At 55.1% G+C, this 20,534-nt stretch carries 23 protein-coding genes and 1 tRNA gene; 15 read left to right on the plus strand and 9 right to left on the minus strand.

The window, feature by feature from the left end; genetic code table 11:
- Positions 1-20: 20 nt before the first annotated feature.
- Genes rfaD through WC903_05260 form a run of 3 tightly spaced genes read right to left on the minus strand, consistent with a single transcriptional unit; the run spans position 21 to position 2,589 of the window.
- On the minus strand, positions 21-1,007 hold the full coding sequence (rfaD, locus tag WC903_05250; protein MFA5893351.1) for an ADP-glyceromanno-heptose 6-epimerase: 987 nt from the start codon (positions 1,005-1,007) through the stop codon (positions 21-23).
- Positions 1,007-2,044 carry an NAD-dependent epimerase/dehydratase family protein gene (locus tag WC903_05255; GenBank protein ID MFA5893352.1) on the minus strand — a complete coding sequence of 346 codons (1,038 nt, stop codon included), beginning with the start codon at positions 2,042-2,044 and terminating at the stop codon, positions 1,007-1,009. Before WC903_05255 ends, rfaD begins: the two co-directional genes overlap by 1 nt.
- Before the next feature lie 14 nt (positions 2,045-2,058).
- Entirely contained in the window at positions 2,059-2,589 is a 531-nt protein-coding gene (locus WC903_05260; GenBank protein ID MFA5893353.1) for a ferritin family protein, read from the minus strand.
- 93 nt (positions 2,590-2,682) lie between these two features.
- On the opposite strand from WC903_05260, the gene WC903_05265 reads away from it, so the two are divergent.
- The 10 genes from WC903_05265 to WC903_05310 are packed head-to-tail and all read left to right on the plus strand — an operon-like array spanning position 2,683 to position 9,017.
- A complete protein-coding gene (locus WC903_05265) occupies positions 2,683-3,063 on the plus strand; it encodes a desulfoferrodoxin (protein MFA5893354.1) in 381 nt (126 codons plus the stop codon).
- A 2-nt stretch (positions 3,064-3,065) separates the two neighbouring features.
- On the plus strand, positions 3,066-3,758 hold the full coding sequence (locus WC903_05270) for a flavin reductase (protein MFA5893355.1): 693 nt from the start codon (positions 3,066-3,068) through the stop codon (positions 3,756-3,758).
- Entirely contained in the window at positions 3,755-4,942 is a 1,188-nt protein-coding gene (locus WC903_05275) for an FprA family A-type flavoprotein (GenBank protein ID MFA5893356.1), read from the plus strand. The genes WC903_05270 and WC903_05275 overlap by 4 nt, the downstream gene beginning before the upstream one ends.
- Positions 4,943-4,958: 16 nt before the next feature.
- Positions 4,959-5,537 carry a rubrerythrin family protein gene (locus tag WC903_05280; protein ID MFA5893357.1) on the plus strand — a complete coding sequence of 193 codons (579 nt, stop codon included), beginning with the start codon at positions 4,959-4,961 and terminating at the stop codon, positions 5,535-5,537.
- Between the two features lie 18 nt (positions 5,538-5,555).
- Complete coding sequence (locus tag WC903_05285; GenBank protein MFA5893358.1) at positions 5,556-5,795, plus strand: hypothetical protein; 240 nt, start codon at positions 5,556-5,558, stop codon at positions 5,793-5,795.
- Positions 5,792-6,355 carry a TMEM165/GDT1 family protein gene (locus WC903_05290; GenBank protein ID MFA5893359.1) on the plus strand — a complete coding sequence of 188 codons (564 nt, stop codon included), beginning with the start codon at positions 5,792-5,794 and terminating at the stop codon, positions 6,353-6,355. The genes WC903_05285 and WC903_05290 overlap by 4 nt, the downstream gene beginning before the upstream one ends.
- Complete coding sequence (locus WC903_05295; GenBank protein ID MFA5893360.1) at positions 6,355-6,750, plus strand: SoxR reducing system RseC family protein; 396 nt, start codon at positions 6,355-6,357, stop codon at positions 6,748-6,750. The genes WC903_05290 and WC903_05295 overlap by 1 nt, the downstream gene beginning before the upstream one ends.
- A gap of 26 nt (positions 6,751-6,776) precedes the next feature.
- Complete coding sequence (locus tag WC903_05300; protein MFA5893361.1) at positions 6,777-7,286, plus strand: methyltransferase; 510 nt, start codon at positions 6,777-6,779, stop codon at positions 7,284-7,286.
- Positions 7,287-7,294: 8 nt separating this feature from the next.
- Complete coding sequence (locus WC903_05305; protein MFA5893362.1) at positions 7,295-8,653, plus strand: HAMP domain-containing sensor histidine kinase; 1,359 nt, start codon at positions 7,295-7,297, stop codon at positions 8,651-8,653.
- A complete protein-coding gene (locus tag WC903_05310; GenBank protein ID MFA5893363.1) occupies positions 8,646-9,017 on the plus strand; it encodes a response regulator in 372 nt (123 codons plus the stop codon). The genes WC903_05305 and WC903_05310 overlap by 8 nt, the downstream gene beginning before the upstream one ends.
- 3 nt (positions 9,018-9,020) lie before the next feature.
- Here the strand turns inward: WC903_05310 and glgP are convergent, their stop codons facing one another.
- Positions 9,021-11,009 (minus strand): alpha-glucan family phosphorylase, encoded by a 1,989-nt coding sequence (gene glgP, locus WC903_05315; GenBank protein MFA5893364.1) that lies wholly within the window; start codon positions 11,007-11,009, stop codon positions 9,021-9,023.
- A 172-nt stretch (positions 11,010-11,181) separates the two neighbouring features.
- Between glgP and dusB the strand changes: the two genes are divergently transcribed.
- Positions 11,182-12,174, plus strand: a complete 993-nt coding sequence (gene dusB / locus WC903_05320; protein MFA5893365.1) for a tRNA dihydrouridine synthase DusB — start codon at positions 11,182-11,184, stop codon at positions 12,172-12,174.
- Here the strand turns inward: dusB and WC903_05325 are convergent.
- Together WC903_05325 and WC903_05330 are read right to left on the minus strand one after the other, a co-directional pair.
- Positions 12,121-12,870, minus strand: coding sequence for a ZIP family metal transporter (locus tag WC903_05325; protein ID MFA5893366.1), 750 nt, complete (start codon positions 12,868-12,870; stop codon positions 12,121-12,123). The genes dusB and WC903_05325 overlap by 54 nt on opposite strands.
- Positions 12,871-12,882: 12 nt before the next feature.
- Positions 12,883-13,596: an anaerobic ribonucleoside-triphosphate reductase activating protein gene (locus WC903_05330; protein ID MFA5893367.1), complete on the minus strand. Its 714-nt coding sequence runs from the start codon at positions 13,594-13,596 to the stop codon at positions 12,883-12,885.
- A gap of 87 nt (positions 13,597-13,683) precedes the next feature.
- On the opposite strand from WC903_05330, the gene WC903_05335 reads away from it, so the two are divergent.
- The 4 genes from WC903_05335 to WC903_05350 all read left to right on the plus strand — a co-directional run bounded on the left by WC903_05335 (position 13,684) and on the right by WC903_05350 (position 15,970).
- A tRNA-Asn gene (locus WC903_05335) sits at positions 13,684-13,755 on the plus strand.
- Between the two features lie 45 nt (positions 13,756-13,800).
- Entirely contained in the window at positions 13,801-14,085 is a 285-nt protein-coding gene (locus tag WC903_05340; GenBank protein MFA5893368.1) for a GIY-YIG nuclease family protein, read from the plus strand.
- Between the two features lie 2 nt (positions 14,086-14,087).
- On the plus strand, positions 14,088-14,657 hold the full coding sequence (locus WC903_05345; protein ID MFA5893369.1) for a CAP domain-containing protein: 570 nt from the start codon (positions 14,088-14,090) through the stop codon (positions 14,655-14,657).
- Entirely contained in the window at positions 14,654-15,970 is a 1,317-nt protein-coding gene (locus WC903_05350) for an NAD(P)/FAD-dependent oxidoreductase (GenBank protein MFA5893370.1), read from the plus strand. Before WC903_05345 ends, WC903_05350 begins: the two co-directional genes overlap by 4 nt.
- A 107-nt stretch (positions 15,971-16,077) precedes the next feature.
- Here WC903_05350 and WC903_05355 read toward each other — a convergent pair whose 3' ends face one another.
- The 3 genes from WC903_05355 to WC903_05365 are packed head-to-tail and all read right to left on the minus strand — an operon-like array spanning position 16,078 to position 20,534.
- Positions 16,078-17,187, minus strand: coding sequence for a hypothetical protein (locus WC903_05355; GenBank protein ID MFA5893371.1), 1,110 nt, complete (start codon positions 17,185-17,187; stop codon positions 16,078-16,080).
- 52 nt (positions 17,188-17,239) lie between these two features.
- Positions 17,240-18,685 carry an FAD-binding oxidoreductase gene (locus tag WC903_05360; protein ID MFA5893372.1) on the minus strand — a complete coding sequence of 482 codons (1,446 nt, stop codon included), beginning with the start codon at positions 18,683-18,685 and terminating at the stop codon, positions 17,240-17,242.
- Positions 18,686-18,704: 19 nt separating this feature from the next.
- Entirely contained in the window at positions 18,705-20,534 is a 1,830-nt protein-coding gene (locus WC903_05365; protein MFA5893373.1) for an S-layer homology domain-containing protein, read from the minus strand.

Raw genomic sequence — 20,534 nt, forward strand, 5'->3', positions numbered from 1 at the left:
CAAAGCCTGGTCAAGTCGCCCTACAGCCGGGCGGAACCTTTTTCCAGATAATTCCTGACGTAGTCGGCGACGGCGTCTTCCAGCGAAGTGATCTTGAGGGGGAGACCGGTCTTTTTTAGTTTGCTCAGGTTTGCTTCGGTGTAATACTGGTATTTATCTTTTAAGATCTCCGGCATCTCAATGTATTCGATCACCGGGGGTATTTTCAAGGCCGAAAAGATCGCTTTGGCCAGGTCGTTCCAGCTCCGGGGGAGGCCGGCGCCGACATTGTACAACCCTTTGACTGCCGGGTGCCGGTAGAACTCATACATCAGATCGACCACGTCTTTGATATAGACGAAATCCCGTTTTTGCTCGCCGTCTTTATATTCCGGCCGATATGACTTGAAGAGGCGGAGCCGGCCGTCCCGTTTAACCTGTTCGTAACCCTTCAGGACCATGCTCCGCATATCATCTTTGTGGTATTCGTTCGGGCCAAAGACGTTAAAATACTTCCAGCCGACGACCTTGTCTAAAAGTTCATTGTTCAACAGCCAAAGGTCAAAATCCTGTTTGGACTGGCCGTAGAGATTGAGCGGTTTAAGCGAGGGGATGAGCGACTCATCATCGGCATAGCCGAGCGAGCCGTCGCCGTAAGTGGCGGCCGAGCTGGCGTAGAAGAAGGGGATGGAGTTCTTAAGTGACCAACCGGCTAATGTTTTAGTGTACTCTAGATTATTCTCTTTGAGATAAGCGGCATTTTGTTCGGTCGTGGAGGAGCAGGCGCCAATGTGGAAGACCGCTTTAACATCGGCCGGAAAAGAACCGGCTGTGATCGCCCGGATAAAAGCCCCTTTTTCCAGATAGTCGAGGTAAGCTTTGCCGGCCAGGTTCCCGAAGGAGCGGTCCGCCCCGGCCGCGTCGACCACGATGAGCTCTTTTTCTCCTTCACGGTTAAGCTTGCCGACAAAAGCACTGCCGATAAACCCGGCGCCGCCGGTCACGATGATCTTTTTGGCTGGGGCCATTAAAAAAACCTCTTGGCCAGGCCGAGGATCCCTTGTTTCCAGGGGATACGATGGGAGATGCCGCTTTGCCCGGAGAAGTTCGCCTCATTGGCCAGATACCAGCGGTAATTCCTGATCAGGGCGTCCTTATTCGAATAGCGCGGAGCGAAACCAAGTATCTTCTCGGCTTTGTCGATCGAGACAAATGAATCCTTGGAGGCGGTTTCGTAGACCCACTTATATAACGGTGACAGCTTTAAAAATTCGAGGAGGCGCAGTGTCCAGATCATCGGCCAGGCGGGAAAAGGCCTGATCTTCTTCCCGAAGCCGGCCACATCGAGTACCGCCTGGTAATCTTCCCCCATGGTCGTGAATTCTTTGGCGCCGATGTTGAAGGTGTCATTGACCTTGTTTTTGTCGCCAGTCATTGCCAGGTAAATGCTGGCGCAGAGATCTTCGACGTCGAGCAGTTGGTAGCGATTCTTTCCATCCCCGATCATGGGGAAGCCGCGGCCATCTTTGGCCCAGTCATAGAAGAGAGCGAAGACGCCGAGCCGCTCCGGCCCGATGAAAGATTTTGGCCGGAGGATCGGGACGCACATTCCCTGCGCCCGGTATTCCAGGCAAACCTCTTCGGCCATGATCTTAGCTTTGCCATAAGGGCCAACACCATCCAGCCGGTCGGTTTCCCGGAGAGGGTGATGGTCGGGGATGCCGTAGACAGCGGTCGAAGAGATGTGGACAAAGCGCTCAACCCGCTGGGCCTTCGCTTCGGCCAGGAGATTCCTCGTTCCAGCGACATCGGTGGTAAGAATATCCTGGGGCGTGTAAAGGGGGAGGGCGGCGGCGGTATGGACGACGCAACCACAACCTTTCATCGCCCGGGCGACCGCCTGTTTGTCCCGGATATCGCCCCGGATAAAAGTGACCCGGTCTTTTTCGGGATAATCAAAGTCGGCCAGATCGAGAACGACGATATCCCGGATCCCCTTGTCCAGTAAATAACGGACCAGGTTGATCCCGAGAAAACCAGCGCCGCCGGTTATCAGTACTCTCATCTGATTAGATTACGTTAGCCCTCAACGATCCAGCGTTCCTGCTCGCGGTACCAATCGCCGGGATCGTTCAGATAGCGGAGAGTATCTTCGAGGATGTCATAATGCTCCCGCTCCTCAATGGCCAGGGCGGAGTAGAATTTCTGGGCGGTCGGGTTATCGGTTTCCCGGGCGATCTTGTCGTAGAGGACAAAAGTGTCGGTTTCCAACCCTTCGGCGACCTTGTAGGCTTCATTGATATCCTTTTCGGTCTCGAATTTCTTATCTAGATTATCTTTTAGCTTTTTTAGGATCGGCGCGAGGAGGGCTTTTTTATCAGGCGGGGTTTGGACGACCGTTAGCCAGCTCGCGTCCAGCTTGTTGCCGCCGGTCAGGCTGGCGTAAAACTCGGTGATCCGCTTGATATGTTCTTTCTCCCGGTCCGCCAGACCGGTCAAGGTGGCGACGGCCAGCGGATTCTTTGTCTTGGCGGCCGTTTGCCGGTAGAAATCGTACCCTTTTTCCTCTAATTCGATCGAGAGCTTAACGTCAGCCAGCAGGTTGTACATGGAGTTAATATTAGCAAAGCGGCCGCCAATAAACAAGTTCGTTCGCAGAAGCCGGGGGAAAATGGTAAAATATTCCCTCAAGGAGGAAACTATATGGCTAAACGGTTAGAGGTTTATAAGTGCGAGGTTTGCGGTAATATCGTGGAAGTGGTCCATGCCGGGGTGGGGGAATTGGTCTGCTGCGGCCAGCCGATGAAACTACAGGTCGAGAACACCGTGGACGCGGCCAAGGAGAAGCATGTGCCGGTTATCGAACGGTCGGAGAGCGGTTGCCTGGTCAAGATCGGCGCGGTCCCGCATCCGATGGAAGAAAAACATTATATTGAATGGATCGAGCTGGTCGTGGACGATAAGGCCTATCGCCAGTTCCTCAAGCCGGGGGATAAGCCGGAGGCGTTCTTTCCGGTGAACGGGGCGAGCCTGACCGCCCGCGAGTACTGCAACCTCCACGGGCTCTGGTCGGCGAAAATTTAAGGATGAAGCCCGAGACCCTGCATAAATTGAGCTACGGGATGTACATCGTCAGCTCCAAGGACGATGGAAAGCTGAACGGCCAGATCGCCAATACCGTCTTCCAGATCACGGCCGAGCCGCCGACCATCGCTGTCAGCATTAACAAGCAGAACCTGACGCACGATTACATCACTACCAGCCAGCTCTTTACCGTTTCCGTCCTGGCCAAGGAGACGCCGCTTAGTTTTATCGGCCAGTTCGGGTTTAAATCCGGCCGGGACCTGGACAAGTTCGCCGGGGTCAAATACTTGACGGGGAAGCTGGGGGCGCCGGTCGTCCTGGATAATACCGTGGCTTATCTGGAGGCGGAGGTGGTGGACGAGTTTGATTGCGGCACGCACACCGTCTTCCTTGCTCGGATCAAGGAAGCGGAGACGCTCCCCGGTCAGGCCGAGCCGCTGACCTATGCCTACTACCATGAGGTCAAGCGGGGGACCTCGCCGGCGACCGCGCCGACTTATCTCAAGTCTGAAGAAACAATAAAGGAGCCAGGCATGAAAAAATATGTTTGCAAGGTTTGCGGGTATGTTTACGAGCCGGAGAAGGGGGACCCTGACGCCAAGATAGCCGCGGGAACGGCGTTCGAGGGCCTGCCGGCGACCTGGGTCTGCCCGGTCTGCGGGGAGGGTAAAGACCAGTTTGAGGCGGTCAAATGACAGCCAGGCAAGTTAAGCCCAATATTTATAGCGTCGGAGCGATCGACTGGGACCGGCGCCTCTTCGACTCTCTGATCCCGCTGCCACACGGGACGAGTTATAATGCCTACCTCATTAAAGGGAGTGAGAAAACGGCTCTCCTCGATACGGTCGACCCAACCAAGGCCCAGGACCTGTTCGACAACCTGGCCGAGTTGAAGGTCGAAAAGATCGATTACGTCGTTATTCATCACGTTGAGCAGGATCACTCCGGCTGCTTGCCGCAAGTACTGCAACGTTTCCCGCTGGCGAAGGTCGTGACTAACGCCCGGGCGAAAGAGATGATCAAAGACCATCTTTTGGTGGCTGACGAGAAGATCATCGTGGTCAACGATCGGGAGACCCTCTCCCTGGGGGACCGGACCCTCGAGTTCATCCTCGCTCCCTGGGTCCATTGGCCAGAGACGATGTTCACTTACTTGAAAGAAGACAAGGTCCTCTTCACCTGTGACTTTCTCGGCTCACATCTGGCGACGAGCGACCTCTTTGCCGGGAGTTGGGACGAGATAGTTGAAGGGGCCAAACGTTATTACGCCGAGATCATGATGCCATTCCGGACCAGCATTAAGCAACACCTGGAGGCCCTGAAAGGGTATCAATTTGACCTGGTGGCGCCGAGCCACGGGCCGATCTACAATGATCCCAAACCGGTCCTGGCGGCTTATACCGAATGGGCTTCGGATTTGGTCAAGAACGAAGTGGTCATCGCTTACGTTTCGATGCACGGCAGTACCGCCGAAATGGTCCGGCACTTGACCGACGCTCTGGTCAAGCGCGGCCTGATAGTCAAACAATTCGACCTGCCGCGGACCGATGTCGGAGAACTTGCCATGGCGCTGGTTGATGCCGCGACCGTGGTCATTGGCACGCCAACGGTACTGGCCGGCGCCCACCCGGCTGCGGTTTACGCCGCTTTCCTGGCCAACGCCCTGCGGCCGAAAATGCGTTTTGTTTCGGTCCTCGGCTCGTTCGGCTGGGGAGGAAAAGCGGTCGAACAGCTGGCCGGGTTACTGACCAATTTGAAGGTCGAGATTATTCCGCCAGTCATTGTTAAAGGCTATCCCAAGGAAGCCGATCTGAAAGCTATCGAGGCCTTAGCCGGCGGGATCTACGCGAAACATCAAACGCTCGGAATCGCGAAATAAGAAGGGGGAAGAAAAAATGGCTAATAATCTGAAAGGGTCCAAAACGGAGCATAACTTGTTAGCGTCTTTTGCCGGCGAGTCGCAAGCGAGGAACCGGTACACCTATTTTGCCAGTGTGGCGAAAAAAGCGGGCTATGAGCAGGTCGCGGCGCTCTTCCTGGAAACGGCTGACAACGAGAAGGAGCATGCCAAGCGTTTTTTTAAGTTTCTGGAAGGCGGGGAGGTGACGATCACGGCGGCGTATCCGGCCGGGGTGATCGGTGACACCATAGCCAACCTCGAAGCGGCGGCGGCCGGAGAAAAGCTGGAGTGGTCCAAGCTCTACCTTGACGCGGAGAACATCGCCCGGCAGGAAGGGTTTGAAGAGATCGCCAAGCAGTTCAAAGAGATCGCCGAAGTTGAAGAAAAACATGAAACGCGCTACCGCAAATTATTAAAGAACCTTAAGGACGGCAAGGTTTTTAAGAAAGACCAGGTGGTCAAATGGCACTGCCGCAATTGCGGTTATGTTCACGAAGGCCAGGAGGCGCCGGTCGAATGTCCGGCCTGCCGGCATCCCCAGGCTTACTTTGAGCTCTTGGCTGAAAACTATTAGCCATGATATAATAGCCCCATGGCCAAAGTTAACTGCCCGATCTGCGAGCGGCCGATCGAGATCGGTGAAAAAGATAAACCCGGCAAGAGGATAACCTGCCCGAATTGTTTTGCCCAGCTGGGGCTTTTCAGTATCAAAGGGAAACTGATCCTTGGCTGTGCTATCTGCAAAGAACCGGTCTTTGACCCGGGGAATTGCGGGGAGTGCGAGCGCCGCCACGAAAAAAAGAAGCAGTTGATCGAAGAAGGTAAACTTTGACCCCATTCCTGGCCGCGCTGGCTATCATCGGCCTGGCGGAACTCGGCGACAAGACCCAACTCCTGACCTTTGGCTTTGCCACCAAATACCCCTTCTGGAAAGTGATCGCCGCAGTGGCCAGTGCTACCGCCTTACTGATGGCGATCGCGGTCGGCTTTGGCGGTATCATCAGCCGGTTTATTCCCCATTTTTATCTCCAACTATCGGCCGGTATTATCTTTCTTGCTTTCGGTCTGTGGACCCTGTTCGGCAGGGAAGAGAAGGAAGAGGGGGAGAAGGAGGGAGTAGGAAGGAAGCCTTTCTGGATCGTTTTTACCGCCTTTTTTATTGCCGAACTGGGGGACAAGACGCAGTTGGCCACGCTCACGTTGTCCGCGCAATATGGCGCCCCGCTTCTTGTCTGGTTGGGGGCGACACTCGGCATGGTGGGGATCAATGTGGTCAGTGTTCTGGCTGGCAGCTGGCTAAACCGCCACTTGCCGGATAAATTTATCCGCTATCTGGGCGCCGCTGTTTTTATCATCTTCGGCCTGGCGACCCTGGCCGAGCTTTTCCGCTGATGCTTGACCGGGGAAAAGTTTTTGCGCTCGACGGTGGCTCCGCTCTGGTCGATATTGCCGGGGTTGGGGAATGCCGCGGTTGCGCGGCCTGCCAAATGTTCGCTGCCGGGCACAAAGGAGTGGCGGCGGTCAACGGGGTCGGGGCCGTGATCGGCGACGAAGTTGAAGTGGAGATCGTCCCGGTGACTAAAATGTCTGCTCCCGCGCTCGCTTTTGGCTTGCCCTTTCTTTGCTTTCTTTTTGGTGTTATTGCCGGAGCGATCTGGTCGGAATTATTTAGCTTCATTGGTGGAGCGATCGGTTTAGCGGTTGGCCTTATCAGCGCGCGCTGGTTGGACCTTTATTCCTTCGGCCGGGGGACCTTCCGTTCCCGTCTGGTCAGGAAATTGACATAGCTGGAGAGAGAGGGTAAGATAATATCATGTATTGGCAATTATTGGTCGTCCTTATTTTTGCCCTCAACCTTGCCTTGCTTTGGAGCGACAAATTGGCCTGGTGGCGTCTTCCCGGCAGCCTGATTTGCGCCGTTCTCCCGCTGGTCACCGTCTTTATCCCGCAACCGAGTTTCGAGCTTGATTACTTCTGGTGGCGGATCGTTGGCGGGGTGGCGATCGTCGCCGGAGCAGCTTTGATCGTCTGGGCCCAAATGGCTTTAGGCCGGGGACTGACGAACATTGGTGGCACGCCAGCCAAGCTGGTGACCGAAGGTCCGTACGCCTTTTTCCGCCACCCGATCTACCTCGGCCTGATCTTTGTCTGGGTCGGTTGGTGGTGGGTCTTTGCGGCCGTCTATTCTTTCTATGGCGGGATGTTCATCCTGGCGGCCATTTGGCTCCAAGGTTATTTTGAGGAAAAATTCGTGCTCGAGAAGAGCTTTGGCAGTAAATTCAAGGAATATCGCCAACAGACCGGGATGTTCTGGGTTAAGTAGGTGGTTTGATGGTTTTGCCGGAAGAGGAAGAGAAGGTACTGATCCACGATTTCCGCCAGAAATACTCCTGGGGGATATATGTCCGCTACGCCGTCATCGCCCTGGGCATCCCCCTGCTGCTCTACGGTTTTTTTATTAACCTCGACCTGCGCAACTGGCTCTATCTTTTCTCTTTCTTGGTCGTTTATAACCTGGCGGCCCATCTGGCGCGCGCTGCCGCCCGGGAGGTCAAACTTTGGCAGATCATCGGGCTGATCTCGATCTTTGAGTTCTGCGATCTGCTGGCGGTAACTTTCCTCATCTACCTGACCGCCTGGCTGGAGAGCCCGTACTGGTTCCTCTATTTGGTCTTGATCATCATTTCCGGTTTCGGGGTCTTTTCCCGTTATTCTTCGGTCGTTTTCCTGATCGCTTTTTTCTCCGCGCTTTTTTACCTGGGGCTGATGGTCGCGTCCTACACCGGCTTTATCCCGGTCTATGGCCTGACCTTTACGCTGACCCAGCAGGAGCTCCTCCGCTCGATCCTGAACCGGGCGATCTTTACGATCGCCGCCTTCTTCCTCTTTGCCGGGACCATTTATTATTTTTCGCAACTGCTTAACCAGAACCAGGCCAGATTGGCGGTCAAGAACCGGGACCTGCTCTCCGCCCTCGACCGGATGAAGGAGGTCGACCGGGCCAAGGATGAGTTCGTGTCGACCGCTTCCCATGAACTGCGGACGCCGTTGGCGGTCGTGCGGGAGAATGCCAGTTTGATCATCGACGGCTTGGTGGGGGCGGTTGGCGCCCGGCAAAAGGAACTGCTCATTACCTCTCTGGAAAACGTTGACCGGCTGGCGAAACTGCTTGATAGCCTTCTCGATATATCCAAGATCAAGGCTAATACCGTCGAACTGAAACGCCGCTCGACCGATATTGCCGAGCTGGCGGCCAGGGCGGTTTCAACCCTGCGCGGCTTGGCCGCCAAGAGGGAGACCAATATTGAGGTGCGAGCGACCCGGGGGGTAGAGACATATGTTGATCCTGACCAGGTTTTACGCGTCTTCCTTAACCTGATCGATAACGCCATCAAATATGACGGGAAAAAAGGGAAGATATTGGTCGTGGTCGAGCCCCAGGCTGACCAGATAATGGTGACAGTGGCGGATAACGGCCCGGGGATCGCTCCGGCCGACCTGCCGCTCCTCTTTGAGCGGTTTGTCCGGCTGGAGGGGGCCGCGCAAGGCGGCACCCGCGGTTCCGGTCTCGGCCTCTCGATCTGCCGGGCGATCATTGAGATGCATGGCGGGCGGATCTGGGCGGAAAGCCAGCCGGGCGAGGGAACCAAATTCATTTTTACCTTGCCGAGGATTAATGGACATGGCTAAGATACTGATCGTAGATGACGAGCCGGCCATCGTTGAAGCGTTGTCCTTGCGCCTTGGGGCGAACGGTTATGAGGTTATCTCGGCTGCCGATGGAGTGGAGGGATTGCAGAAGGCGCGGACCGAAAAACCGGACCTGATCATTCTTGACATCATGCTGCCGAAGATGGACGGCTTCAAGGTCTGCCGGATGTTGAAATTCGACGAAAAACACGGTTCGATTCCGATCATTCTGCTGACCGCCAAGGTCCAGCAGTTGGATCTAGAACAGGGGAAAGAAGCCGGCGCGGATGCCTATATGACCAAGCCGTTCCGGTCGGACGAATTACTAGCGAAGATCAAGGAATTGCTGGACAAAAATAAGTAGTCGTCACATTTCCCAGATCTGTGTCTTGTATTCCCCGATCATCCGCTGGGTATTAAAGAAGCCGGCCTCGGCGATACAGTTGATCATCATCTCCAGCCAAGCTGATTCTTCGATCTTCTTGGCCCCGGTGATGGTGGCATAATAAATATCGACCAGCTCGCCGAGCGCCCTGTAGAGCTCTTTGGAATCTTGGGCGAGCTTGAGGTCCGATTCGCTGCCGAGCTCGCCGGGAGGCGGGACGTAGCCAAATATCCGCCCGATCCCCTGGTCGGCCGCTTCCACGACCCAGCCATCGAGCGTGCTTAACTGGATGACCCCGTTATGGAGCGCCTTCATCCCGCTCGTCCCCGAGGCTTCGAAGGGGGGGAGGGGGTTATTCAGCCAGACATCGACGCAACTGGTCAGGATCTTGCCAAAATAGGTGTCGTAATTTTCCAGGAAGACGATCCGGAGGCGTTTCCGCTCGCCGCTTAACATGATGATTTTCTCCATCATCTCATCCATGTGAAGCGAGGCGGGGACGTCGGCCGGGTGGGCCTTGCCGGCGATGACGATCTGCAGGGGCCCTTTCCGCCTAGCGATCTCGAGCAAAGCGTTCGGGTCGTGCAGGAGCATGGTCGGCCGCTTGTAAGGGGCGATGCGGCGCGCCCAACCGATGGTGAATGTCGTGTCATCAAAATACCAATGTTCGAGCAGTTGGGCGAGCGCTTTTTTATTCTCCAGATGGGCGGCCCAGAGGTCCCGCCGGAAAGCGCCGTTGTTGATCAATGACCGGACATTGGCCAGCCGGCACGGGTCGCTTTCCCAATCGCCGATCTCTCCCTGATACTTTTGCAACAGTGCCTTGATCGGCTTGGAGAGCCAGGTGTGGGTGTGAACCCCATTGGTAATACTCTTGATCTTCTCTTTGTACTGTGGGAACTGGATCCTGGTTACTTCGCCGTGCTTCCTGGCGACGGCATTGGCGTGGCCGCTGGTGCTCATCGCGAGGAGGGTCAGGTTGGCGACATTAGGGTTATGAGGGTCACGGCCGAAGCGTTTAACGATCTCGGCCGCTTCAGAGCCGACGGTCGCGGTCAGTTCCTGGAGGTCAAAACGGTCGTGTCCCGCTTCGACCGGAGTGTGGCAGGTGTAGGCAAATTGGCTCTTCAGCTTTTCCGGGTCCTCTTTTTTGGCTTTTTCGACAAAGGCAAAGGCGGCGTGCCCCTCGTTCAGGTGATATTTATTTATCCCGTAGCCGAGGGCCTCGAGCGCTCGGATCCCGCCCATGCCGAGGATGGCCCGCTGGCAGATCTTGATCCAGCCGCTGTTGCTTCGGTAGAGCTGGTCGGTCAGTTCGCGGAAGTACTCGGGGTTTTCCGGGATGTCCGAATCAAGCAGGACAAGCGGGATGACCTTGGTCAGGTCGTAGGAGTAGACGTAGTATTTCCAGAGCTTGAGCTGGAGCTTTTGGCCGCTGATCTCGATCTCGACGCGCGGTTTCAGCGGGACCAGGCCGGGGTAGGTGTGGGGATCCCAGGTCATCTCTTCGGGGGCCTGGCCGCCGGAGCGGAACCAGAACTTCTGCTTGAAATAACCTTTCCCCCAGAGTATCCCGATGCCGGCCAGGGAGAGGCCGACGTCGGCGGCCGATTTCAAGCTGTCACCGGCCAGAACACCCAGACCGCCGCTGTAGATTGGCAGGTCGAGCATCTTGTTGAGCGGCAGGTGGTGGTAATAATCCATATCCTTCATGTTGGAGAAGACTTCGTGGTTGGCGACGCTGTTATGCTGGTCGATCGGGTTGACCGTCTTGAAGGTGTTGTAGACGCTGGGAGCGAGGCCGTATTCCATGGAGAAATAAGCGATCGACGGCGTCGCTTTGTCCAGCAGGCGCTCTTCCGCTTCGATCAGCGAGGCGGCGGGATAACCGAAATACTCCGTGTCGGTGATATCTTTCAGGTACTTCTCGTTGGCCGGATCAAGCTGGATCATCTCGGCTGTTTTATTCACAACTGTTATTTTAGAGTAAAACGGATAGGATGTGAAGAGGTATCCTCACCCCCTTAATCCCCCTCTCCATCTTTGATGGAGAGGGGGAAACCCCGAACGAGAGTGAGGGGAGGGGGTGAGGAAGGCGGCAAGCCTTGCCTTTCTCCCCTCCTGACGCTAAAATGGGTTCACGATGATCAAGATCGGCACTTATAAATTACCCGGCAAGATTATCATGGCGCCGCTCTCCGGCTGTACCGACCTCGCCTTCCGGCTCATGGCCAGGCGCTACGGTGCCAAACTCTGCTTTCTGGAGATGGCCGATGCCAATTCGCTCGTCCACCAGGATGTCGGCATTACCGAGTTTTTTAAGACCAACCGCGAGGACCAGCCGTTGGCCGCCCAGCTGGTTGGCGGCGAGCCGGCGGCGATGGTTGAGGCGCTCCAGCGTTTGCTGACCCTGGTCAAACCGGCTTTTATCGACATCAATGCCGCCTGCCCGGTCAGAAAAATGGTCGGCAAGAAAGCCGGTTCATATCTGATCTTTGAGCCGGCGCGGCTCTACCGGATAGTGGAGGGAGTAGTTGCGGCTTCGTCTTTACCGGTGACCGTTAAGCTCCGGACCGGTTTTGAGCGGCGGGACCGGAGACATCTCTTGACCATCGCCCGAAACCTGGCCAAGCGGGGAGTGGCGGCGATCTTTATCCATGGCCGGACCAGAGGGCAGGGCTATTCCGGTGAGGTTGATTACGCGGCGATCAAAGCGGTTAAAGAAGCGGTCACCATCCCGGTCTTCGGTTCGGGGAATATTTTCTCGCCGGAGCTGGCCAAAAAGATGTTTGACCTGACCGGTTGTGACGGGATCACGGTGGCGCGCGGCGCGCTCGGCCACCCCTGGATCTTCCGGCGGATCGAGCACTACCTCAAGGATGGGAAACTGTCACTCGAGCCTTCGTCCCGGGCCAAGATGACCGCCCTGAAAGAGCACCTCGCCTTGTTGGCCGAGCACCGGCGGACCAGCCAGTTAGGCTGGATGCGCAAGGTGGCGATCTGGTACCTGAAAGGTTTTCCCGACGCGTGCGAATGGCGCAACCGTTTTGGCCGGGCTAAAAGTTACGAGGAGATGCTCGGCTTAATCGACGAGCAGCAGGAGAAACATCAGGCCGATCCCGCAGAGAAGGAATAAGAGCTGCAGGCAGGAACGGCGCAGGCCGACCTCTTTTTTTAATTCCGGGATCAGGTCAGACCCGGCGATATAGATAAAACCTCCGGCGGTCAGCGGGATCAGGACCCGGGTGATCGTGGCGTCATTTAAACTTAACCCCAGCACGACGAACGCCCCGAGGAAGGCGGTCAGGGCCGAGAGAAAGTTGAAGAGGAGGGCCCGGCCGCGGCTTAAGCCGGCATAGACCAGCACGCCAAATTCCCCGATCTCCTGCGGCACTTCGTGCAGGATGACCGCGATGGTTGTGGTCACGCCGAGCGGGAGGCTGACCAGGAAACTGCCGGCGATCACCATCCCGTCGATAAAATTATGCAAGCCGTCGCCGATGATGTTCATCCAAGCGAGCGGGTGAGGATGGTTAGCCGAGGTCGGCAGGTGGCAATGGCGCCAGCAGACGACCTTTTCCAGGATAAAGAAGAGGAGGATGCCGGCGAGCAAGGCGACCGGGACGCTCAAGCCGCCGCCGTTGTCCTTGAAGGCTGCGGGGAGGAGATGGATAAAGGCGTCGCCAAAGAGGGCGCCGGCCGAGAAACTGACCAGGAAAAGAAGGGTATTCTGCAGCCATTCATCCTTCAAATAAACGAAAAATATTCCCACCAGCGAGATCAAACTGACGACGGCGACCGCGGTCATGGTATAAAGCCAGACGAGATTCATGATGTTATTATATCACGCTCCCCGGAGGGAAGTGTTGGGGACAAAGTGCCGCGCCGCTTCGACCATCTCGACTAATTTTTCTTTGGGGTAGGGTTGTGCCTTTCGCAAGGTTTCGTCATAACAGTTGCCGGGGACGAACTGCTGGAGGACAAAGCGTTTCGCTCCGGCGATCCCCTCGGCCATATGTTTGATATCGTCAAGATCGAGCAACCCCGGGACAACGGTGGTGCGGAACTCGTAATTCCGGCCGCTCCCCATGATCAACTGGACCGATCGTTTGACCTGCTCGAGCTCGGTTTTAGTGCCGGTCAGCCGGTCGTAGCGCTGATCGAGCGGCGCTTTCAGGTCCATGGCGATATAATCGACCAATTTGTCGTCGATCAGCTCCTGCAGGCCGTCCGGGTCGGCTCCGTTGGTATCCAGTTTGATGAGGAAACCGTGGTTCTTGATCCGTCGCATGAAATGGCGCAGGCCGCGCCCCTTATGGAGGAGGGGTTCGCCGCCGGTCAGGCAGATCCCGTCGAGAAAATCCTGGTGTTCCAGCAGGTATTTTTCGATCTTATCCAGCGGGATCGTCTCGAACTCGTGCGGGTTGACCACCAGGCCGGAATTATGGCAAAAAGGACAGCGGAAGTTGCAGAGCGGCAGGTAGAGGGTGGTGACGATCTTGCCGTCCCAATCGAGGAAGGAGGTCTCGGTCATCCCTTTGATCTCGAGGTCAGCCATAAAAAGCAGTATAACACGATTTATTTGACCGGTCATAGGCCGTTTGCTACAATAACAATGTATTCTCGCCTAAGAGAGTCGAGGTATTCCCCGGTAGCGCAGTGGTAGCGCAGGTGACTGTTAATCACTTGGTCGTAGGTTCGAATCCTACCCGGGGAGTCTCTCGACTCGCTCACTTTGTTTGCTGGCCGAGATTTAATAAATATGTCCTATTTTGTTTACATCCTTGAATGTGCCAACCAAGCTCTTTATACCGGAATAACCACTGACCTGGAACGCCGCTTTGCTGAACACAAGGGTGGCAAAGGTGCACGCTATACATCGGCCAATCCTCCGATCCGTATTCGATATTCTGAGAAAAAAACCACGAGGAGCGCGGCGTTAAAACGCGAAGCCCAGATAAAAAGTTGGTCCAGAACTAAAAAGATCGCCTTAATAAAAGGTGCTAAAGGCATTCTTAAGGCCGCGGCAAGATACAGGAGCAGATAGCCATGACCAAACCAAACATAATACATCTGCCCACGTTTCGCAGCAAGCTTGTTGGTCTTTTATTGGCCTGGTTAATTATAGAATTATTAATAGCCCCTTTAAGCTCAACAGGGATGGCCTTTGCCCTGGGAGAAAGGATCGGCAGTGACGAAATCGCCGCGGCGTCGATCCCCAGTCCCGCAAGTAAGACCCGGAAAATGGAAGCCCGTGTCTTTAGCCTGATCAATCGCGTCAGGAGTAGCGGCGGTTTAACCGAATTAAAAATAAACAACTATCTTTCCGGCCTGGCCAGGCAACACAGCCTGGATATGGCGACAGGGAAAGCGCCTTTTGGACATCAGGGATTTGAGTTCCGCACCAGCTTGATAAAGCGAGAAATTGGCGCCGCGTATATTGCCGAAAATGTCGCATACAATGAAGGTTATGACGATCCGGCCAACGAAGCCGTTAAAGACTGGCTGGCCAGCCCCAAACATCTGATCAATATTAAAGGTGAATATAAACTAACCGGGGTTGGGGTTGCCTCCTCTGGCGAGGGCAGTTATTTCTATACTCAAATCTTTGCGAGATGATCTCAAGAAATACCGGTCGATTTGATATCGTGGTTGCCGGCGGAGGGCCCGCTGGAATGATGGCTGCCGGCCGGGCGGCAGAACGAGGGGCCAAAGTACTCCTGGTGGAAAAGACTTATCGCCTGGGGAGTAAATTGTTGCTGACCGGCGGAGGAAAGTGCAACTTAACCAATAACGCCGACCTACCGGACCTGACCGCCGCCTTTGGGAAAGCTGGGAAATTCCTATATAAAGCCTTAACCGTATTTTCCAACAAAGATCTGATTAATTTCTTCAGTTCACGCGGAGTACCGATGCGCGTCGAATCAGGCGGGAGAGTTCTCCCCTTAAATACTGACGCGGCAGGGGTGCTGGCTTGTTTACGCGCCTACCTCAAAGAGCACCGGGTCCACATCCTGCACAACACTACAGTTACCACCATTCACTATGGATCAGAAAAAAAAGAAAACATTACAGGGGTTACGCTTTCTGACGGCAGTCAGGTGGACGCAACCAGCTTAATTATTGCGACCGGGGGTCGATCCTACCCGGCGACCGGCTCGACCGGTGATGGGTACGAAATGGCCAGACAAAGCGGTCATACGATCGTTCAACTTAGCCCGGGGCTGGTAGCGCTGGAGTCCAACAGTTCATATATTAAGGAGCTACAAGGACTAACGCTTAAGGATGTTGCCATTTCAGTCGTCATGGACGGCCGTAAACAGCGCGCGGAGAGAGGGGACATCCTGTTCACTCATTTTGGCGTGTCCGGCCCGATCGTGCTTAACCTTAGCGGCAAGATTATTGACGCACTCTCCAGTAAAAGTAAAGTTGAAATAGCGCTGAACTTGCGGCCTGAATATAGCACCCAGGAATTCGATCAATTATTGCAAAAGGAAATTATTTTTTTTGGATCAAGAACTGTCGCGCAGTATTTCAAAAAGACTTTACCGGCATCCCTTTCGTCTGTTTTTGAGAAGCTTTGTTCTCCGGCGGCAGATAATAAATGCAGTATGGTCAGCCGCGCTGATCGTAAGATGATCGCCGGTTACTTCACTGATCTTAGAATACCTATAATTGGCTCCAGGCCCATCGAGGAAGCGATGATCACGCGGGGCGGGGTCTCGCTCAAAGAGATTGATCCGCGAACGATGGGGTCGCGACTGGTCCAGGGGCTCTATTTCTGCGGAGAGCTGATCGATCTGGCCGGGCTAACCGGCGGGTATAATCTTCAGGAAGCGTTCTCCACCGGCTATCTGGCCGGCGACTCGGCTGCAATTGAGCTTTTCGAGACGAAGCCGGCAGGCCTAGGCTCTTCTCCGCACGCACGATAGAGGAAATAGAACAAAAGCCCCAGTCAATCGGACGACTGACCGGGGCTTTAGCGCATCAGCTAGGAAACTTTAGAAATTCTGCTTCTAAAATTAACTTGGTTTATACGCTATAAAGCGAATGCTTCTTTGCTCCCCCCAATGTAAACATTACCTCCGGTTGAAGAACCTTCAAGCGTGCCGATCCTTGTTCCGCTGCTGTCGAGAACTTCTCCCGTGGCGGTCATCGTAGCCGGGTTCATATTGACAATTACGGTATACTTTGGAGCGGCCTCGGTTGTGCCCACGACCCTTAACCAGCTGGGCGGACCATCGGCAGTAAAATTCATCGACATAGTGGCTTCCAGGCTGCCAGCCGGGGTGGTCAGGGTGCTAGCCCCGCTGTAAATCCCGGCTACGGGCCTGCCTTCGGGGCCGGTATTAACGCTAATTGTAATTTCACCGGTGGCGGATTTGGAGAAAACCATTTTCATTTCCATCCCGCCGATTTTATCGAGGTTGGTAACTTCGGGGGTAATCATATAAATATGGCTCGGTGCTCCCGGCATGAATTGCGCCATTGTGCTGATGCCGGCTTCTATGGAAGGATACATAAACATCCAGGCCATATAATCGGCTTCAGTGCTGATGGGCCGGAATATGGTTGTGTTAGTAAAGGGATGAGTGTTTGCACCGGCTATGTAAGCGGCTACATAGCGAGCGACATAACTGCTCACTTCCACCGTCATGCCGTTGGGGATCACGCCTTCCGTGCCGCCCATAATATCCTCGACTTCGAGCGTCAGCCATTTGCCGATTTTTTTGTTGGCCAGAAAAGCGCCGTTAACGATGTCGCCGCCGACAGTTTTCAACCGCATGTAAGGGGTCATATTCCCACCGACCGATTCGCTGGTCGGTGAAAGGTAACCGTCGATACTGGCAGTGCCGGTCGTTAAACTGGTGAAGAATGAAGCGGGCGGGCCGCCCAAAGCCCTGACCGACATGAGTTTTACTCCAGCCGCGCTTCCTACGGTAGTCGCGGAACTGCCCACGCTTGATCCGCCGCTGGCGAGGAGCACGCCCGCTTTGGCGGCGCTAACCTGGGCTGAAGCGATGGTGACAGTGGGGGCAGTAGTGGTGGTCGTTGTGGTGTCAGAGTTCGCGCCGCAGCCGAAGATGACAAAACCTAAGGTGGTGACCAGGGCGAGGAGGGAACAAGCGACAACTATTTTCTTTGGCATAATAACTACCTCCTAAAAAGATACTGCGATTATACGACAGCCACGATTATTGTCAAGCGAATTCTGGGAAAATATTGCCGCGATTGAGAATGTGGCTAGGGTCGAAAAGCGCTTTGACGCGGCGCATCTCGTTCAGACCGGCGTTGCCATACATTTCGCGTAAATATTGGTGCTTGATCTTGCCGATCCCGTGCTCGGCCGAGACCGTTCCGCCCAGTTCGACCGCTTTCCGGACAAACTTCATGACCAAAGCTTGCGCTTTGTCAAAATATTCCGGTTTCTTGGCAACTAAATTTACGTGAAGATGGTTGTCCCCGATGTGCCCAAATTTAATATAAAATAGTTGTGAGTCGTTAGTTGTCAGTTGTAAGTTGTAGAAGTTAAACATTTCCTTGAATTTGTCGGCCGGGACGGCGATGTCGGTCGCCAATTTGATCTGATGATGCTGTTTGAATATCTCATTGATATGTTCGGGGATAGCGTGGCGGAAGCCGAACAGCTCTTCCTTTTGTTTGGGGTCTGTTCCCAGCCAGCAGTTGTCGAGTGAGGCTCCATATTTTTCCAACAGAGAAGCCCAATTATCGAGATAGCTCTTTTCATTGGTTTCGTTTATTTCCTGTTCGACATAGACGGCTGCCTGAACTCCCGCCGGGATGTGGGGATAGGATGGGCGAAGCATGGCCAGCGTGTTGGGGTCGAAATATTCGTAAAAATTAATGGTCGGGTCACGTTTTTCTTTACTAGCCTGGACAAAATCGACCGCCAGCTCCTCGCTGGGGAAGAAAGCGACAAGGTCGAACGTCTCCCGCAAGGCCGGCGCCAAAGCGACTTCGATCTCGGAGACGATACCGAGCGTTCCTTCGGCGCCGATAAAGAGGTCGACTAGATCCATGTTGGGGGAACTAAAGTAACCGGCGGAATTCTTGATGGGAGGCATGGAATAATGCGGAATGCGGAATGTGGAATGAGGAAGAATAAATTCAGCCTGGTTATTGGCGGTCATTAGCCCGCGCTTGAGGTTGTAGCTCGTCCCATTGGGGAGGACGATCTTGAGCCGCCTGATCCAGTGGCGGGTTCCGCCGAAGCGATAGCTCCGGCCGCCGGAAGCGTTGGTCGCCACATTGCCGCCGATCGTTGCCGTTTTCTCGGTCGGGTCCGGCGGGTAGAGGAGGCCGGCTATTTTTACCGCCGCGTCGAGCTCTTCCAGTTTGACCCCTGGTTGGACGATGGCGAACTTCAACTCCGGGTTGACGTCAATGATCTTATTTAGCTTCTGGGTCGAAAGCAACCAGCCGCCAAAGGGGAGACAACCGCCGGTCGTCCCTGTCTGCCCGGCGGAAACGGTCAGAGGGCTCTTTTTGGTGACACTTTCGGCGAGCGCCTCAAATATCTCCGCCTCATTGGCCGGCAGGTAGAGTCCCTCGGCGTGCGCTCCGGCCAAGTTGGAGCTGTCCTCCAGATAACCTTTAATGATGTCGGGATCGGTCTTGGTGAGCATGAAATAATTATAGCAGTTTTCAGTCGGCTGGCGTGGTCCCGTAGCCCTGCTCAAAATCAAGCAGGGCGTCGATCTTGGCTCGCAGTGCCGGGACCCGGGAGATCAGCGCGGCGAACTCGGCGCGGGTGAAGTCCTCTTTTGGGTTCAGGTTATCTTTGGCAAAATCGAGCATCCGGTTCTGTTTGGCGGCGGTGATCTCCATGATCCCCCAGTGGCGGGCGTCGATGTCGGCGAACGGGCGCTCCAGCACTTCGGGGGTGCCGAAGTTGGAGTAGCGGACGGTCACGACGATCGCTTCGAGCAGATTGGTCTTCTGTGACGGCTTGAACGTCTTGTCCGGATACCCTTTGACCAGTTTACGGTCGTAACCGCCTTTGATGAACGACGCCATCGGCTGGGTCTTCCGGACATCTTTAAAGATGGTCACGGTCGATTCGGCGGTCGGGACACTGCCGATCTCCATGAACTTGATCAGGAAGTGCGCCCGCTTCAGCGTCTGGTCCGGCTGGAAGGTGTTGTCAGGGAAGCCGGTCAGGATACCGAGCGTTGCCAGTTGTTCGATCTCATTTTTCGCCCAGAATTCGTTGCCGATATCCTTGAAAGACGCGAGCCGGAGGACCCGAACCCGCTGGCGGTCGAGCAGTTTCCCTTTACTGTCGTAACTGCCGACCCAGAGGGAGTTTTTGCCGATGGGAAGTTCAATTTCGGCTTCAAAACTGCCGCTTTTCCTGTTATAACCAATGAGGTGATTGTTGAGCTTGATTTCCACAGTCCGCGTATCCTTGGCCAAGCCGGCCACCGTGACATGCCCCTGGGTGGTGATCAGTTTGTCCGCGGGCGAGCTAAGCGCAAGCGGAATGAACTTGACCGGCTCATAAGCGTAGGCGAAGGAGAAGTAGTGGGTGTCGTTGGCCGAGATATTGTTGTACTTATGGAAAGCGTAATCGAAGCGGGCGCCGCTGAAGTTGAGGCTTAAACCGGCGGTCAGGTTATTTGCCGCTTGCAGCTCAAGACCGCTGCCGATACCAATGACATCCTGGTCAAGGCCGGCCCGGAGGGCGAGCAGTTTGTTCGGCCACCATTCAACGCCGGAATGCAGGTAGCCGGGATAGGCGGACTGAGATGGTTTATATTCGTAGTCATTGCTGATATTGACGTAGCCAAAACGGTTGAGAAGGTTGAAATGAATATTGGCGCCCAGCACATAACTGACCGGCAGGCTGGAGATCTGGCCGGTATTCCAGGTCACTTTTCCGCCCAGACTGACCGGCAGGAGGTTCCTGGCCATCGCGCCGAAAGAGAGCACAGGGTTATATCGATAAAGAACGCCTAAATCCAGGTCGTTCCCGTTGGAATTGGCGCTGCTGGTTCCGGAAATGTCTTCCTTAAATAATTTAAATGTCCCACCCAGCGTCAACTCCGGGCGAAAGAGGGTTGTGCCGTAGGCGAGGGCGATCACATAATTATTGTAATTGTAAGAGACGGATTCGGTTGTCGAAGGGATGATCCGGTACTCGCCGGTGGCGATCTCGGTGATGATCAGGACCGGCGAGTTGAAGCCGAAGCCGGTGCCGGAATAGCCGATCCCGAACGTCCCAAATTTGGTCGGCGCGACCGAGCAAAGGGTGAGGTAATTAGCGGTGTTGGCGAATGAAGCCGACATACTTAGGAACTCGACCGACTTGAGACCGCCCAGGCCGCCGGGGTTCAAGTACATCGCGCTGATGTCATCGGCCAGACCGGCAAAGGCCCTCCCCATGCCGAGCGGGCGGGCGCCGACGCCAAGGCGGGTAATGTCGGAAGTGATTGTCACTTCCGATTGGGCGCCGGCCTGGGCGGCCAAGGTCAT

The sequence above is a fragment of the Candidatus Margulisiibacteriota bacterium genome (genome assembly GCA_041658645.1).
GTDB lineage: Bacteria > Margulisbacteria > WOR-1 > O2-12-FULL-45-9 > XYB2-FULL-48-7 > JBAZZV01.

Coding starts and splice junctions, on each gene's coding strand:
- WC903_05295 (MFA5893360.1), top strand. CDS start 6,355: ATGCTTGACCGGGGAAAAGTTTTTGCGCTCGACGGTGGCTCCGCTCTG.
- WC903_05280 (MFA5893357.1), top strand. CDS start 4,959: ATGGCTAATAATCTGAAAGGGTCCAAAACGGAGCATAACTTGTTAGCG.
- WC903_05345 (MFA5893369.1), top strand. CDS start 14,088: ATGACCAAACCAAACATAATACATCTGCCCACGTTTCGCAGCAAGCTT.
- WC903_05310 (MFA5893363.1), top strand. CDS start 8,646: ATGGCTAAGATACTGATCGTAGATGACGAGCCGGCCATCGTTGAAGCG.
- WC903_05360 (MFA5893372.1), bottom strand. CDS start 18,685: ATGCTCACCAAGACCGATCCCGACATCATTAAAGGTTATCTGGAGGAC.
- WC903_05260 (MFA5893353.1), bottom strand. CDS start 2,589: ATGTACAACCTGCTGGCTGACGTTAAGCTCTCGATCGAATTAGAGGAA.
- WC903_05350 (MFA5893370.1), top strand. CDS start 14,654: ATGATCTCAAGAAATACCGGTCGATTTGATATCGTGGTTGCCGGCGGA.
- dusB (MFA5893365.1), top strand. CDS start 11,182: ATGATCAAGATCGGCACTTATAAATTACCCGGCAAGATTATCATGGCG.
- WC903_05365 (MFA5893373.1), bottom strand. CDS start 20,534: ATGACCTTGGCCGCCCAGGCCGGCGCCCAATCGGAAGTGACAATCACT.
- WC903_05285 (MFA5893358.1), top strand. CDS start 5,556: ATGGCCAAAGTTAACTGCCCGATCTGCGAGCGGCCGATCGAGATCGGT.
- WC903_05340 (MFA5893368.1), top strand. CDS start 13,801: ATGTCCTATTTTGTTTACATCCTTGAATGTGCCAACCAAGCTCTTTAT.
- WC903_05265 (MFA5893354.1), top strand. CDS start 2,683: ATGGCTAAACGGTTAGAGGTTTATAAGTGCGAGGTTTGCGGTAATATC.
- WC903_05270 (MFA5893355.1), top strand. CDS start 3,066: ATGAAGCCCGAGACCCTGCATAAATTGAGCTACGGGATGTACATCGTC.
- WC903_05305 (MFA5893362.1), top strand. CDS start 7,295: ATGGTTTTGCCGGAAGAGGAAGAGAAGGTACTGATCCACGATTTCCGC.
- rfaD (MFA5893351.1), bottom strand. CDS start 1,007: ATGGCCCCAGCCAAAAAGATCATCGTGACCGGCGGCGCCGGGTTTATC.
- WC903_05300 (MFA5893361.1), top strand. CDS start 6,777: ATGTATTGGCAATTATTGGTCGTCCTTATTTTTGCCCTCAACCTTGCC.
- WC903_05255 (MFA5893352.1), bottom strand. CDS start 2,044: ATGAGAGTACTGATAACCGGCGGCGCTGGTTTTCTCGGGATCAACCTG.
- WC903_05330 (MFA5893367.1), bottom strand. CDS start 13,596: ATGGCTGACCTCGAGATCAAAGGGATGACCGAGACCTCCTTCCTCGAT.
- WC903_05325 (MFA5893366.1), bottom strand. CDS start 12,870: ATGAATCTCGTCTGGCTTTATACCATGACCGCGGTCGCCGTCGTCAGT.
- WC903_05355 (MFA5893371.1), bottom strand. CDS start 17,187: ATGCCAAAGAAAATAGTTGTCGCTTGTTCCCTCCTCGCCCTGGTCACC.
- WC903_05275 (MFA5893356.1), top strand. CDS start 3,755: ATGACAGCCAGGCAAGTTAAGCCCAATATTTATAGCGTCGGAGCGATC.